General features: G+C 40.9%; 12 protein-coding genes. 7 read left to right on the top strand and 5 right to left on the bottom strand.

Annotated elements, in window-relative coordinates; all coding sequences use genetic code 11:
- Window positions 1-5: 5 nt before the first annotated feature.
- Complete coding sequence (locus L3V77_RS08400; protein ID WP_275136598.1) at window positions 6-479, bottom strand: GAF domain-containing protein; 474 nt, start codon at window positions 477-479, stop codon at window positions 6-8.
- Between the two features lie 248 nt (window positions 480-727).
- On the opposite strand from L3V77_RS08400, the gene L3V77_RS08395 reads away from it, so the two are divergent.
- The 3 genes from L3V77_RS08395 to rsmF all read left to right on the top strand — a co-directional run bounded on the left by L3V77_RS08395 (window position 728) and on the right by rsmF (window position 6,388).
- Window positions 728-2,032, top strand: a complete 1,305-nt coding sequence (locus L3V77_RS08395) for a paraquat-inducible protein A (RefSeq protein ID WP_275136597.1) — start codon at window positions 728-730, stop codon at window positions 2,030-2,032.
- Window positions 2,033-2,039: 7 nt separating this feature from the next.
- Entirely contained in the window at window positions 2,040-4,697 is a 2,658-nt protein-coding gene (locus tag L3V77_RS08390) for an MlaD family protein (protein ID WP_275136596.1), read from the top strand.
- Window positions 4,698-4,960: 263 nt separating this feature from the next.
- Entirely contained in the window at window positions 4,961-6,388 is a 1,428-nt protein-coding gene (gene rsmF, locus L3V77_RS08385; RefSeq protein ID WP_275136595.1) for a 16S rRNA (cytosine(1407)-C(5))-methyltransferase RsmF, read from the top strand.
- Window positions 6,389-6,483: 95 nt separating this feature from the next.
- On the opposite strand, the gene L3V77_RS08380 is transcribed toward rsmF, so the two are convergent.
- The 3 genes from L3V77_RS08380 to L3V77_RS08370 form a co-directional block, all read right to left on the bottom strand.
- The gene (locus tag L3V77_RS08380) at window positions 6,484-7,323 is read right to left on the bottom strand and encodes a S1-like domain-containing RNA-binding protein (protein ID WP_275136594.1); all 840 of its coding nucleotides are present in this window, start codon (window positions 7,321-7,323) and stop codon (window positions 6,484-6,486) included.
- 116 nt (window positions 7,324-7,439) lie between these two features.
- Entirely contained in the window at window positions 7,440-7,916 is a 477-nt protein-coding gene (locus L3V77_RS08375; RefSeq protein WP_275136593.1) for a DUF4442 domain-containing protein, read from the bottom strand.
- A gap of 94 nt (window positions 7,917-8,010) precedes the next feature.
- Window positions 8,011-8,892, bottom strand: coding sequence for a putative PEP-binding protein (locus L3V77_RS08370; protein WP_275136592.1), 882 nt, complete (start codon window positions 8,890-8,892; stop codon window positions 8,011-8,013).
- Between the two features lie 208 nt (window positions 8,893-9,100).
- Between L3V77_RS08370 and L3V77_RS08365 the strand changes: the two genes are divergently transcribed.
- Together L3V77_RS08365 and L3V77_RS08360 are read left to right on the top strand one after the other, a co-directional pair.
- Window positions 9,101-10,162 carry a 3-deoxy-7-phosphoheptulonate synthase gene (locus L3V77_RS08365; protein ID WP_275136591.1) on the top strand — a complete coding sequence of 354 codons (1,062 nt, stop codon included), beginning with the start codon at window positions 9,101-9,103 and terminating at the stop codon, window positions 10,160-10,162.
- 3 nt (window positions 10,163-10,165) lie between these two features.
- On the top strand, window positions 10,166-10,648 hold the full coding sequence (locus tag L3V77_RS08360) for a YajQ family cyclic di-GMP-binding protein (RefSeq protein WP_195703241.1): 483 nt from the start codon (window positions 10,166-10,168) through the stop codon (window positions 10,646-10,648).
- Between the two features lie 111 nt (window positions 10,649-10,759).
- Here L3V77_RS08360 and L3V77_RS08355 read toward each other — a convergent pair whose 3' ends face one another.
- Window positions 10,760-11,704: an NAD(P)-dependent oxidoreductase gene (locus L3V77_RS08355; RefSeq protein ID WP_275136590.1), complete on the bottom strand. Its 945-nt coding sequence runs from the start codon at window positions 11,702-11,704 to the stop codon at window positions 10,760-10,762.
- A gap of 444 nt (window positions 11,705-12,148) precedes the next feature.
- Here L3V77_RS08355 and L3V77_RS08350 point away from each other — a divergent pair, with 444 nt between their 5' ends.
- Both L3V77_RS08350 and L3V77_RS08345 read left to right on the top strand, forming a co-directional pair.
- Entirely contained in the window at window positions 12,149-13,177 is a 1,029-nt protein-coding gene (locus L3V77_RS08350) for an amino acid ABC transporter substrate-binding protein (RefSeq protein ID WP_275136589.1), read from the top strand.
- Window positions 13,178-13,256: 79 nt separating this feature from the next.
- On the top strand, window positions 13,257-14,462 hold the full coding sequence (locus tag L3V77_RS08345; RefSeq protein ID WP_275136588.1) for an amino acid ABC transporter permease: 1,206 nt from the start codon (window positions 13,257-13,259) through the stop codon (window positions 14,460-14,462).
- The last annotated feature ends 1 nt before the right edge of the window (window position 14,463 follow it).

Raw genomic sequence — 14,463 nt, 5'->3', positions numbered from 1 at the left:
ACTTTTTATGTCTCGTTCGCCTGTGAATTAAGCACCTTTTGCACTTCAGCCATCAAAACAGTCAGTCCTTGTTGATCAATTTCGCTAAAACGCGACGGAATAGGACTATCGATATCTAAAACGCCCGCAAGCTTACCAGAGATCGAAAAAGGAATAACCAACTCTGACTCACTTTCTGCGTCACAAGCAATATGACCTTCAAAATCATGAACATTTTCTATTCGTTGTACGGTATTCGTTGCCACTGCCGTTCCACACACTCCTCGACCTACTGGAATTCGGACACAGGCAGGTTTACCTTGAAATGGACCGAGCACCAATTCAGTGTCGTCCATCAAATAGAATCCAACCCAGTTTATTTCTGGCAACTCCATATTCAACAATGCACTGATGTTAGAAAGGTTAGCAATCAAGTTCTTTTCAGACTCTATTATCGCGATTGCTTGCTTTGTTAACGTTTGATAATTACTTAATTCCATACTTAGGTTTACCACTTTACAATATAATGTTTCGTTATTTTGACTATGATTACTCGTAATCTAGCAAATTACTATGTAATGTTCATACTTAACAGCCTATCAGCTTGTTTAAGCGAGAAATTATTTTTGTTACCATACATAGCAACAACTGAGCTTACAAATAACAATTAGTTATGGCTAGTAATTTAAAATGTCATTTATAACCAAAGTAATACACAGTTAACCAAAGGATTAGAGACGAACAGAAGATGGATGCGGAAGGTTTAACTAGCAACAAGCAAAGTTCTACAAAAATACGCATCTGCAAAGGCTGTGAGTTGCCTGTCGCAGTAGAAAACGTCTCCGTTGGTAAAAGCGCCTATTGTCCTCGATGTAATATGAAGCTTTATAAAGGTGGCACACAACTCTTAATTGGTAACCTTGCTATTGCTGTTACTTGTCTTTTACTATTTATTCCCTCGCATTTTTTTCCGTTTATAAGCATTCGTTTGATAGGTGTGATGATACCCGCCACCCTTCCTTCTGGAACGCTTACCCTAATGCAAGAAGGATTTGTTGGCTTGGGTTTGCTTATTCTATTTTGTAGCTCCATCGCGCCCTTATTAGTAAGCCTAAGTGTTATATTGACTCATATTGCGCTCAGATATCGATGGTTCGCCTCTTTAAAGTACGCTTTGTTGGTTATTCAATTTCTAAAGCAGTGGATGATGTTGGATGTATTTCTAGTCAGCGTCGCCATTTCATGTTTCAAGCTACAAGACTATTCAGACATCTTCGTAGGCATTGGTTTATATGGCATTATTTTGTTGCAGCTGTTTTCATTGATGTTGATCTCAAGGGTGAACGTGCGGCATTATTGGGAGGCTTGGTATAAAGAATCTGATTTCAGCTTTAAAAATAAAACCATACATTGCGGCCATTGTCATTTGTCTCAACCTTTTTCGAAGCATTGTCAGCGTTGTCACACCACCTTACATCACCGAAAACCTAACTCGATTCAGAAAACATGGGCACTTCTTATTGCCGCATCAGCGTTTATATTTCCTGCAAATATCCTTCCTATATCCATTCTTTTTAATAATGGTCAGAGAATTGAAGATACTATTTTTTCTGGTATTGCTTATCTTATCGTGACCGACAAGTATGGGATCGCACTGGTTATTTTTGTTGCGAGTATTGTCGTACCGGTGGCAAAGATCGTTGGTTTGGGTTACATACTACTCAGTATCCAGTTCAAGCAAAAAATCCTAAAAAAACAGAGAATGTTTATATATTTCGTTGTTAAGTGGATAGGAAAGTGGTCCGTAATGGACCTCTTTGTAATATCAATAATGATGACATTAGTGGATAGAGGACAAATACTTAATTTCACACCAGGGTTTGGAGCTGTCGCATTTGGTGTCGTCGTTGTATTGACGATGTTGGCCACCGATAGTTTCGACCCAAGATTGATATGGGACAAAGTCCCTACTTCGTCAGCTCGACAAGATGAAGATTTTCCGATAAAACACAACCCCGAATTGAATCCAAACGTCACTGACAGGGAAGGTTAAGTAATCAATGAGTAATTCCGAATCAACACCGACAACTTATAAACCAAACGTTAAAAGAGACTTCGGGGTTTCACCTCTTTGGATCTTGCCTTTAGTTACTTTAGCATTAGCGAGCTGGCTGGTAATAAATGCAATCAATGACGCAGGCCAACGAATCCAGATATATTTCTCTGATGCTCAAGGGTTAATTGCAGGCCGCACGACTATCCAATACCAAGGTCTCGAGGTGGGAATAGTTCGTGATATCTCTCTGTCATCAAAACTTGAAAATATTTACGTAGACGCCGATATTTATCCTCAGGCGACCAAGTTATTAGGTAAAAACACTCGATTTTGGCTCGTAAAGCCGACCGCGAGTATCTCAGGTATTTCAGGATTGGATGCCCTCGTGTCCGGCAACTATATCGCTATTCAACCTGGGGATAACATACAAAACGATGGCGACGATGACGAGTTCCCTAAAAAATATACAGCATTGACCGACCGCCCTGCAGATCTACAAGCGAAGCAAGGATTAAATATTACTCTCCGTTCTGAAAATCTAGGTTCAATCTCTATTGGCTCACAGATCGTATATCGAAAAATACCGATCGGTGAAGTGTATAGCTACAAACTAGATGACGATTCTAAAAACGTCTTAATTCGAGCGTACATAAAGAACGAGTTTTCCCATATTATTACGGATAAAAGTCGATTTTGGAATGTTAGTGGTGCAGGTGCTCAGATAGGATTCCATGGAATTGATGTTCAGTTTGAAAGCCTGAGCGCGCTTTTAACGGGTGCGATAGCGGTCGATTCTCCAGATGGTGGAGAACCGATAAAAGAGAAGTCGCAGTTTAATTTGTACCCTGACTTAAAGACGGCAGGTCGCGGCATTCCCATTAAGATAACCCTACCAGACGGGAATAAAATCAGTATTGGCGGCGCACCTATTATGTATCGCGGTTTAGAGATTGGACAGATCACCGACTTATCGCTGAGCGAAGGACGAGCAAGTATTGTGGCTTCCGCCGCCATTCAACCCGCTTTCAGCGATACGTTAAACGGGGGGACTCGTTTTATGTTAGAGGAACCTAAACTCTCTCTCACTGGCGTCGAAAACCTATCCAACTTGGTGACGGGAAATTTTCTCACTCTGATTCCTGGAACAGGTGTGCAAACGCGCAACTTTACCGCGGTACGCAAAGATGACTTACTCAAAGAGAAACAACGTTCGATCGCGATATCATTAACATCAGAAAATTCTTATGGTCTCGACGCTGGAATAGAAATCCTTTACCGCGGTTTCGCCGTCGGCTCAATAAATGAAACCAGATTAGTCGATGATCAGGTCATATTCAGCGCACTAATCGATAATAGATATGGCGATTTGATACGTTCTCAGAATCGGTTCTTTGTCTCCGGAAGTGCGACGGCTGAACTAACGGAATCCGGTTTAAGCATCACCGTACCACCTGCGAAGCAACTATTAACTGGTTCAATCAGTTTCATCAGCGAAGGGGACGAAAAAGCGAACAGTGACTATCGACTCTTTGCGAGTAAATCACTCGCCGAACTCGCGAACTACAACCGTTCTGGAACACAGAAGCTCACTCTATTTGCTAACGAACTCCCTTCTATCTCCAAAGGAAGCCCTCTGCTCTACCGAAACCTGCAGGTAGGTAAAGTAGACGACTATTCGTTAACGGATGGTGGTGTGAAGATTGCGATTCAAATAGAGAATCGTTATAAACATCTTTTGACAAAAAGTACGGTTTTTTGGAATCGATCTGGTGTTGATATTGACGCAAGTTTGACTGGGGTGAAAATTAAGGCAGCCCCATTAAAAACACTCTTACAAGGTGGTATTGCTTTTGATAACTTAGCCGGAGTAGAAAATAAACTGGGTAAATACTGGCGCCTATATGACGACTTTAATCACGCTAGACGATATGGTAAAACTATCTCACTTATAAGCTCTAGCAAGGTAACCGTTAGCAAAGGATCTGCGATTAAGTTTCAAGGTGTGCAAGTAGGACAAGTAGAATTACTGATCCCAAATTTCGACAAAAAGCAGACCGAAATACAGGCTCGAATCTATCCTGAATATGCGGATAAAATAGCCTTGGAGGGAAGTTATTTTTGGCTTGTGTCTCCAGAGATTGGGCTAAATGGCGTCCAAAATTTAGATAGTTTACTCAGTGCCTATATCGGTGTAGCGCCAGGAAAAGGTAAAAAAAGCACCCTTTTTGACTTAAACGAAACACCAGAAAACACGTTAGGAATCAACTTCACATTGCAGAGCGAACATCGAAACTCGGTAAGCATTGGTACCCCTATCCTCTACCGTGATATAGAAGTGGGAAAAGTGACGAATATTGACCTAGGCACATTTGCTGATAGAGTCGTTTCAACGATTAAAATTCAACCTAAATACGCCTACCTAATCAGGGAAAATAGCGTATTTTGGAATGTATCAGGTGTGGATATTTCTATCGGCTTGTCTGGTGCTCAAATAAAGGCAGGTACGTTTGATAACCTACTGCGAGGTGGCATCGCATTCGCTACACCAGATAAGCAAAATATCTTACCCATAGCGAAACCTGACCACACTTTTATCTTACACCCAGCGTTACAACCTGAATGGAGAGAGTGGCGCACTGCGATACCTAAACCACGACAATAACCATCGCCTAGTTAGGATAGAGAGAATTAATAGCATCGTTTTATCGATTTTTCAGTAAACGAAAAACGGTGCTAATCATTATAAATAGCTCTCTTTACCGCACTGGATGGTGTCTGACTAGAGATTACGTCGTATAGTCACCAATGACGAGGTTCCGTCGACACTAAATAAATAACATTAAGAACAAAGGACGCTTTTTGTTTTCATATGTGTAAAACATTCGTTAGAATTGCCCCCCATAATAAAATCACCGAGTATTATCTGTGCACGCTAATATCAAACTGCCGCAAGCGTTTCTAACTCAAATCGAATCAATCATGCCGTCTCGTCTTAATATGGACGATTTTGTTGCAGCGTGTAAACGTCCTTTACGCAGAAGCATTCGCGTCAATACGTTAAAGATATCCGTTGAGGCATTTCTACAACGTGCAAAGGATAAAGGATGGACACTTATTCCTGTACCGTGGTGCGATACTGGCTTTTGGATTGAAAGAGACAAATCAGACAAGAAGCCTTTAGGTAATACTGCAGAGCATATGTCTGGGCTATTTTATATTCAAGAGGCAAGCTCGATGATGCCAGTAACGGCACTATTGAACGACCAAAACAGCGCGCTTGAAACAGTTTTAGATGTCGCCGCAGCGCCAGGTTCAAAGACCACACAAATAGCAGCGGCGATGGACAATAAAGGCGCTTTGGTTGCCAATGAGTTCTCTGCAAGTCGAATAAAAGGATTGTATTCAAATATCCAGCGGTGTGGTGTAAGAAACGTTGCCTTAACCAACTTCGATGGTCGTGTGTTTGGTGGATGGTTACCTGAAAAGTTTGATGCAATACTGCTCGATGCCCCCTGTTCCGGTGAGGGTACGATTCGTAAAGACGCTGATGCGATGAATAACTGGAGTAAAGACTCGGTAAACGAAATCGCGGCTACTCAAAAAGACCTCATTGAAAGTGCTTTTCACGCCTTAAAACCGGGCGGTGTTCTGGTTTATTCTACGTGTACTCTCAATTTAGAAGAGAATCAACAAGTCTGTCATCATCTATTTAACACCTTTCCCGATAAAGTGGCTTTTGAACCGTTAAGCGATCTATTCCCTAATGCAGAACAAGCAATAACCGAAGATGGTTTCTTGCATATATTCCCTCAAATATTTGATAGTGAAGGTTTTTTTGTTGCTAAAATGCGCAAACTTGGTTCAGTAGAAGCCCCTACGGTCAAAAAACGATTGGGTAAGTTTCCCTTTATTAAAGCAGACAAAACTACAGGTGACACCGTCACACAATCATTCTTTGAAACACTTGGCATTCGTCTTCCTGACAATGGTCAAATATGGACTCGTGACAAAGAGGTCTGGTTATTCCCAATCGCGCTAGAATCGATGATCGGCCAGATTCGCTTCGATCGTATGGGGATAAAACTGGCGGAGTCTCATAAGAAAGGTTACCGTTGGCAACATGAAGCAGTCATCGCTTTAGCCACAGGCAACGAAGCTGCCACAGTTGCTCTGTCTGTCGAAGACGCTCGAGAATGGTACATGGGTAGAGATGTGCGACCGGAAGGGTTAACAGGAACCGGTGGAGTAATAATGACATTCAATAACGATGTTATTGGTCTTGGTAAATGGGTGGGTACTAGAATCAAAAATGGCTTACCTCGAGAATTGGTTCGCGATGGCAATCTGTTCTAATCGACAAAGTAACAAAAGCAAAAAGCCCAGATTCTAGTGAATCCGGGCTTTTTCAACGAATAACCAATAGCAAAAATACACTATCTGATTTGAAACTACTCGTCTACAAGACGAATGCCTTCTTGTTCGATAGTAATAATGCCTTTTTTGTATAAACCACCAATGCTCTTTTTGAAGGTTCCTTTACTGGTACGAAAAACAGAAAAAATAGCGTCAGGTGTCGACTTGTCATTCAAAGGTAAATACCCTTCTTTCTTTTTCAACAAATCGATAATTTTTTCACTCAGGTCATCCATTTTAGCGATACCAATCTTCTGAAATGACAGATCGATTTTACCATCTTCTCTGACATTCTTAATAAAGCCTTTAAGGCGCTTGCCAATAAAGACCTTTCCGAACACTTCAGAAGGAAAAATCATTCCCCAGTGGGTACCGTTGACAATGGCTTTGTAACCTAGGTCACTGCGCTCTGCGATGATGATATCTACCTGCTGATTGAGCGTGTAACTAGAGGGTGTTTGATCTAATATCTTGTTGAACTTTGTTGTACCAACAATTCGACCCGATGCTTTATCTCGATACACGTAAACGAGGATATTCTGTCCTTCGTTAAATCGAGCACGCTGTTCGCTGAAAGGAACCAGAAGATCTTTCTTCTCTATGCCCCAATCAACAAATGCCCCTGTATTGTTAACCCCCACAACAGACATCAAACCAAACTCGCCCACTTGTGCTATTGGGGTTTCGGTTGTCGCGGTTAACTGGCTCTCTGAATCGAAGAATAAAAATACTTCTACACGCTGGCCAACCTCGAGTCCCTCAGGTGCTTGACGTTTTGGCAACATCACACTGCCGTAATCATCTGCATCTAGAAATAGACCGAAACTTTCAATTTTTACTACTTCTAGCTCGTTTATTTGACCAACTTTAATCATGAATCTGTTCCCATTCTTAATGAGCTCGGGATTATACGCTATCTAACTTTCTGTTGTTATTAAAATCTAATATCGATTTTACCCATCCGTAACCAAAATAAATTCCGGTCTCAACTCTACCCCACTACTTTTATAGACAAGGTCAGACTAAAAATTGCCATCGGGTCATTACCACCAATTGATGGACACGTAGCGACAATTTTCACCGACTTATTGACTCTCTCACCAGTACTAATTGCCTCGTCTAACATGTCATCGATTAACTTTCCGTCTTCACATGTGAAAATAACATCCGCTTCTGGTCGTTTTAGAAACTGACCTTCTACCTCTTTAAAAGCCAACGAGATTTTTTTTCCACTCTCTTGTGCCTTACTCATTGCGAGAAAACCACCTGCAACATCAGCACCAACGGCTAATACGCCGAAATACATGCTATTTAGATGATTTTTTGTTTTACGTCTTAATGGGATTTTAACAATGACTTTCTCTTCATCCATTTCGAGTATCTTAGGTCTACATATCCAAATTAAAGGAACTTTGGTAAAGGCGAAGAGATTAAGGTAAAGATTTGCTTTCGCTAGAGGAGATAACATAAAGGCGCCGTATTGATTAACTGATTGGACCAGTTAATCGGGCGCCTCTATAAATGTCAAATTAATGTTAACAAAATGATAACTACATTGGGTATTAGCTTGTAACAACCACTTTCATGTTCTTAAGTTCTATTAGTGTTTCTTGCAAGATGGGGGTTGATGCTAACGCAGGACATAAAACCAAATAAGGTTTCTTGGCTTTATTTACAAGCTTAACCATCTGAACAATAAGAATAGACACCGCTTCACTTTGAATATCAAAGCTATGCTCTAACGCTTCATTTTTATTATCAATACCAAGTGTAAATTGAGCGAGATTTTCGACATTTATAACCACACCATCAAAATATTGCAGTATTTTTTCAGCAAGAAGGATAGACGATGGTACGTCACAAGAATAAAGTAGTTTGAGACCATTTAAGCCTCTAGGTAATCCTTGCTCCGCAAGTTTATCGATAATCGTTGCTGCATCGCTCAAGGTTCTAACAAATGGCACAACAACCTCGACGTTAAGTCCTTCAGCACGAAGTTGTTTCACTATTTGGCATTCTAACGCGAACGATGAACCATATAATTCCGATGCGTAACGACCTACACCACGAAGCCCCATTGCAGGGTTTACTTCGTTTGTTTCACATTGTCCACCCAACAGTGCATTAAAGGCATAACTGTCGCTGTTACTCAAGCAAACGCGGATAATTTTGTGGCTTGGTGTAATAGAATCTCTAATGGCAGAGTACAGTGTTGATACAAAATGTTCCGCAACAGTTTGACCATTAAGTATCGCTTGTAAGGTTGCCGTGTCTGCTTCAGACAACGATGCCTGATCGATAGATGGGTGATAAAAAACCTTCTCCATAATCAAATCGGCTAATGACACATATAACTGATCAGACTCAGTCTGCTCAATGTAAGAAGGAAGCGCGTTAACGACTTCAATTTCTGGAAGAATGACACCTTGAGCTGCGTTACTCATTACTACTCCGTTAGATATTCAATTACTATGCTAACGAAAATACAATCCAACTACGCTTAACTCAAGCGAAAAGTGATGATAATTCTAATTAAACTGAATATTTATGACCTTTTCACCCTCTTTTTACTTATCGACTTGTATTGGCAGTTTATTCCTATCAATATTTCCGTTATCTTTACCGCTTCGCAATTACAAAACTGCCTCGAAGATGCCACTTAAAACAGACGAACTAAGAACACAGGCCCTTGGGCCAATGCCAACACCTGCTGAACTTGTTAAATCGCACCCTCTTACCGATGATGTAGCAGAAAGAATTGCTCTCTCTCGCAGACAAATTGAAAATATTCTGACAGGTGAAGATAATCGCCTTTTAGTGATCGTAGGGCCTTGCTCAGTTCACGATACTGACGCTGCTATCGACTATGCTGAGCGACTGAGCCGTGTTCAGGAGCAATATAAAAACCAGCTATTTATTGTTATGCGTACCTATTTTGAAAAGCCACGCACCATAGTTGGCTGGAAAGGTTTGATCACGGATCCTAACCTTGATGGTTCTTATGCGCTCGAAGCTGGCTTAGAAAAGGCACGCAAACTACTTCTAGATATAAACAAGCTTGGCCTAGCAACCGCTACCGAATTTTTGGATATGATTACAGGGCAATATATCGCTGACTTGATTACTTGGGGAGCAATCGGCGCTCGCACCACTGAGTCTCAAATACATAGAGAAATGGCATCTGCACTCTCTTGTCCCGTTGGATTTAAAAACGGAACAAATGGTAATACCAAAATAGCGATCGATGCTATTAGAGCGGCGAGAGCCAGACACTATTTTTACTCTCCAGATAAAAATGGCCGAATGACGGTATATCGAACCAGCGGAAACCCATTCGGACATGTCATTCTAAGGGGGGGCGACAATGGCCCTAATTTCGACTCGACTTCGATAGAAGAAGCCTGCAGCAGACTTGGTGACGTTGAACTACCACAAAGGTTGGTTGTCGACTTTAGCCATGCGAACTGTCAAAAAATGCATAGAAAACAGTTAGACGTTGCCGAGGATGTTTGTCAACAGATCCGCTCTGGTAGTACGTTTATTGCCGGTATTATGGCAGAAAGCTTTATAGAGGAAGGTAGTCAATCGATGACCGACCTTGATAACTTAACTTATGGCAAATCTATTACCGACCCATGCTTGGGTTGGGAAGACACCGAAAAGATGTTAGATATGCTTTCTTTAGCGATTAAAGATAGAAATTTAGGAGAATAATTGATGCCTTCGTTCGACATTATTTCAGAAGTAGATTCAGTAGAACTACATAACGCTGTGGACAATTCCAATCGCGAATTAACGACGCGTTTTGACTTTCGAAACGTAGAAGCAAGCTACACCTTAAAAGATGACGTGGTAAAACTCGCGGCACAAGATGATTTTCAGCTAAGACAGATGATGGATATTCTACGCGGGAACCTAGCCAAGCGTGGCGTTGATGCCGAATCTATGGAAACCAATACAGCAGTTCATTCAGGTAAGAACTGGTCCCAAGACGTACAATTTAAGCAAGGTGTTGAGGTATTAGTTGCGAAGAAAGTCGTTAAAGCGATCAAAGATGCGAAGATAAAAGTTCAAGCCTCTATTCAAGGTGAAAAGATTCGTGTCACCGGTAAAAAACGCGATGATCTGCAAAATGCGATGGCGTTAGTGAGAGAATCCGATTTGGGACAACCTTTCCAGTTCGATAATTTTAGAGACTAAGTATTTAAAAATTTAGTTCACCGCAAAGCCCCTATTATCTGATCAATGCTAGGGGCTTTGTTATTTACAGTGCATTTCTTCAAAATTTGGTTGAATTAGAAACCCGCTTTGCTACTTAACAATTCTCAGAACCTTGTCTGATGCAATCAACTCTTTAAACAACACATTCGTATCCGAAATTCCTTTAGGCATAAATATGCACATCCGACTTGGTCGCACTCGGTTATTTTCTTTTAACAATTGAACCAAATGCGCATGGCTTCGATAACAGACTCTCTCTGCGTCCCTACGACACAAATCAACAAAAGTAAATGGACACGCTTCTGGGTAGAATACCCTTTCAGTTTCCTGCATTATTCGTAATGTTTTGATAGAGATAAGTTCAACATCTTGACCAAATTCGATCCAATAACGTGACAGCGTAACACTAGCTTCATTAAGTAGATAAGATTGATATAACAACTCAAGTTCTTCTATATTATCAATAACTTCAGTTTTTGAATCGGCGAAAAATCGTTCCCAAAACCGGCGACGTTCATCGACTGATTTATAGACATTTTTGATATCACTTCTTTTCGCTGCGGCAAACTCCGCCAATAAACCTGTATTGTGAGAAAGTACCCGTTCAATTTTCTCTCGTATGTTTCGGACCAATACAGGAGAGCCTCCTCCACTGGATATTGCTATCTGAACTTTTCCACGGTTAATCATGGACGGTGTAATGAAATCACAGTAGGGTTTATCGTCGACGACGTTGACTAAAATATTACGTTTTTTTGCATCTTTATGTACTTGATGATTCAGTTCAGTATCACTTGTCGTAGCCCACACTTGTATGTAATTCGTAATGAAACTTTCTCGATATTGAGAACAAACCCAAGTTAATCGACCTTCTTCAACACAGTTTTGCAGATAGTCAGTCAAATCAGGTGAGACAATGGTGACCTTTGCGTTCGCTCTTAGCAGGGATTCTATTTTTCGGCTAGCCACTTCGCCCCCGCCCACAACCAATACTGGCTTGTTATTCAAATCTAAAAATAGTGGAAAGTACTGCATGTTATTCCTATTTAATACATAGCACTAAAGTGGTATGCCGCCCCAACCCAGTGCTTATAGTTAACAAATTATACACAATTATAACTATTTACTGTTAAATTTACACGTCATACCAGATTATTGTTCTTAATAAATGCAATTATAAAGAACATTAACTCAGTAGCACGTCTTTTTTACTACAAATCACTCTAAATCACCAAACTTGTGCACTGTTGCACTATTTACAAACACGCAACATTTCGTCATTCTAAATAACGTGAAGTTAATTAAATTTTTATAGACTACACTTTTTAGAACATTAATTAATAGAATTAAAACTTTACGCACAAATGTAAACATTGTTCTAAACGCATTTTGCAAAAAGACAATATACAACACACAACATATAAAGACACGGCAACAGGTGTCACCTAGTTCAACATGGATTATACAGGAAGGATACAAATGGCGAATAAACTTACGATTATTGCTTCAGTGGTAGCAGCTTCTACTGCTTTGATAGCAAATTCAGCTTCAGCAGCAGAAAGTACTCTAGAAAAAGTGAAAGCTCAGGGTTTTGTTAGTTGCGGCGTTTCAACTGGATTACCAGGATTCTCTAACCCTAACTCAAAGGGCGAATGGGAAGGTATCGATGTTGAATATTGTCAAGCTATTGCAGCAGCCGTTCTAGGTGACAAAACAAAGGTTAAATATGTACCTTTAACTGCAAAAGAACGATTCACAGCACTTCAATCAGGTGAGATCGATGTCCTAAGTCGTAATACAACTTGGACACTGCATCGTGATACCGCTCTAGGCTTAAACTTTGCCGGTGTAAACTATTACGATGGTCAAGGTTTCATGGTTAAGAAAGAACTTGGTCTAACGAGTGCTGAAGAATTAGACGGCGCATCAGTTTGTGTTCAGTCTGGTACAACAACAGAACTTAACCTTGCGGATTATTTCCGTAATAAAGGTATGTCTTACAAGCCTGTAGTATTCGATACAGCGGCTCAAACATCCGCTGGTTTTGACTCTGGTCGTTGTGATGTACTGACAACTGACCAATCTGGTCTTTATGCCCTTCGCTTAAATCTTAAAGACGCAAGCAGCGCTCAAGTATTACCAGAAATTATCTCTAAAGAACCTCTAGGTCCTGTTGTTCGCCAAGGCGATGACCAATGGTTGAACATCGCTAAGTGGACACTGAATGCGATGATTAACGCCGAAGAGTACGGCATAACATCTGTAAACGCTGACGATATGCTTAAATCATCCGATCCAAACGTTAAACGTATCCTTGGCGTAGATGGTCCTAAAGGTAAAGGCCTTGGTATTCCTGATGATTGGGGTTATCAAGTCGTTAAACAAGTTGGTAACTACGGAGAAAGCTTCGAACGTACTGTTGGTAAAGGCTCACCATTACAGATTGCTCGTGGTGTAAATGCACTTTGGAACGCGGGCGGCTTTATGTATGCTCCACCAATCCGTTAATTCACTTATTTGAGTTAGTAATTGAATTAGGGCGGTTCCGGCCGCCCTTTTGTTATTTGGATTTAGAGGTTATAGCTGTATGAAGCCTACCAATACAATAGCGCAGGACTCGGACGCCCCGGCAACCAAAAGCTCAAACCTGCTGTATAATCCCACTTTTCGTTCTGTCGTTTTTCAGATTATAGCGGTCTCTGCTCTCGTATATTTCTTTTATACCATTGTAAATAATACACTCACCAACTTAGACGCTCGTGGCATTGCCACAGGTTTCGATTTCTTAAGTCAAGAAGCTGGCTTTGGCATTGGCCTAACGCTCGTTGAATACGATGAAACATTCTCTTATGGACGTACATTCATTGTTGGATTGTTAAATACCGCGTTAGTCTCGGTTCTTGGTATTGCGTTTGCGACCGTGCTCGGCTTTACCGTTGGTATAGCTCGGTTATCTTCGAATTGGTTAGTCAGTAAAATGGCTGCAGTTTACATTGAAACATTTCGAAATATCCCTCTGTTATTACAGATATTTTTCTGGTATTTCGCCGTACTCCAAGCACTACCGTCACCAAAACAAAGCCTGAGCTTAGGTGAAGCCATATTTCTCAATGTACGTGGTATTTCTTTCCCTGCTCCGGTGTTTGAAAGTGGCAGTAACTTTGTTATCGCATCGTTTATTTTTGGTATTGTCTTTACCATAATCATTAATATTTGGGGTAAAAACAGACAGGCGCTCACAGGACAACAAACGCCAATAGTACGCATTGGTATTACGCTATGTCTTGTGCTGCCAATGATTGTTTACTTCTTAGCCGGTTCTCCTATTTCTGGTGATTACCCAGTACTTAAAGGGTTTAACTTTAAGGGTGGTATCAGCATTATACCTGAACTTGGCGCTCTACTTTTCGCTCTGAGTATCTATACTGCTTCGTTTATCGCAGAGATAGTGCGTTCTGGTATTAATGCGGTAAGCCATGGTCAAACAGAAGCAGCAATGTCGCTGGGTCTACCACGCAACCGTACGCTAAAGCTTGTGGTTATTCCGCAAGCATTACGAATTATCATTCCACCTTTAACCAGTCAGTACTTAAACCTAACTAAAAACTCCTCTTTAGCGATGGCCATTGGCTATCCAGATTTGGTCTCTGTGTTCGCGGGTACAACATTAAACCAGACGGGACAGGCAATAGAGATCATTGCCATGACCATGGGGGTTTATCTAACACTAAGTTTGGTGACGTCAGCATTGATGAATATTTATAACCGCAAAGTTGCGCTGGTGGAGAGATAAA

Source organism: Vibrio sp. DW001 (assembly GCF_029016285.1).
GTDB lineage: Bacteria > Pseudomonadota > Gammaproteobacteria > Enterobacterales > Vibrionaceae > Vibrio.
This window is presented reverse-complemented; position numbering and strand designations above follow the sequence as displayed.

Excerpts from the sequence above, each read along its gene's own strand:
- L3V77_RS08380 (WP_275136594.1), bottom strand. The coding sequence starts at position 7,323 with ATGATTAAAGTTGGTCAAATAAACGAGCTAGAAGTAGTAAAAATTGAA.
- L3V77_RS08375 (WP_275136593.1), bottom strand. The coding sequence starts at position 7,916 with ATGTTATCTCCTCTAGCGAAAGCAAATCTTTACCTTAATCTCTTCGCC.
- L3V77_RS08350 (WP_275136589.1), top strand. The coding sequence starts at position 12,149 with ATGGCGAATAAACTTACGATTATTGCTTCAGTGGTAGCAGCTTCTACT.
- L3V77_RS08365 (WP_275136591.1), top strand. The coding sequence starts at position 9,101 with ATGCCACTTAAAACAGACGAACTAAGAACACAGGCCCTTGGGCCAATG.
- L3V77_RS08345 (WP_275136588.1), top strand. The coding sequence starts at position 13,257 with ATGAAGCCTACCAATACAATAGCGCAGGACTCGGACGCCCCGGCAACC.
- L3V77_RS08395 (WP_275136597.1), top strand. The coding sequence starts at position 728 with ATGGATGCGGAAGGTTTAACTAGCAACAAGCAAAGTTCTACAAAAATA.
- L3V77_RS08390 (WP_275136596.1), top strand. The coding sequence starts at position 2,040 with ATGAGTAATTCCGAATCAACACCGACAACTTATAAACCAAACGTTAAA.
- L3V77_RS08360 (WP_195703241.1), top strand. The coding sequence starts at position 10,166 with ATGCCTTCGTTCGACATTATTTCAGAAGTAGATTCAGTAGAACTACAT.
- L3V77_RS08370 (WP_275136592.1), bottom strand. The coding sequence starts at position 8,892 with ATGAGTAACGCAGCTCAAGGTGTCATTCTTCCAGAAATTGAAGTCGTT.
- L3V77_RS08355 (WP_275136590.1), bottom strand. The coding sequence starts at position 11,704 with ATGCAGTACTTTCCACTATTTTTAGATTTGAATAACAAGCCAGTATTG.
- L3V77_RS08400 (WP_275136598.1), bottom strand. The coding sequence starts at position 479 with ATGGAATTAAGTAATTATCAAACGTTAACAAAGCAAGCAATCGCGATA.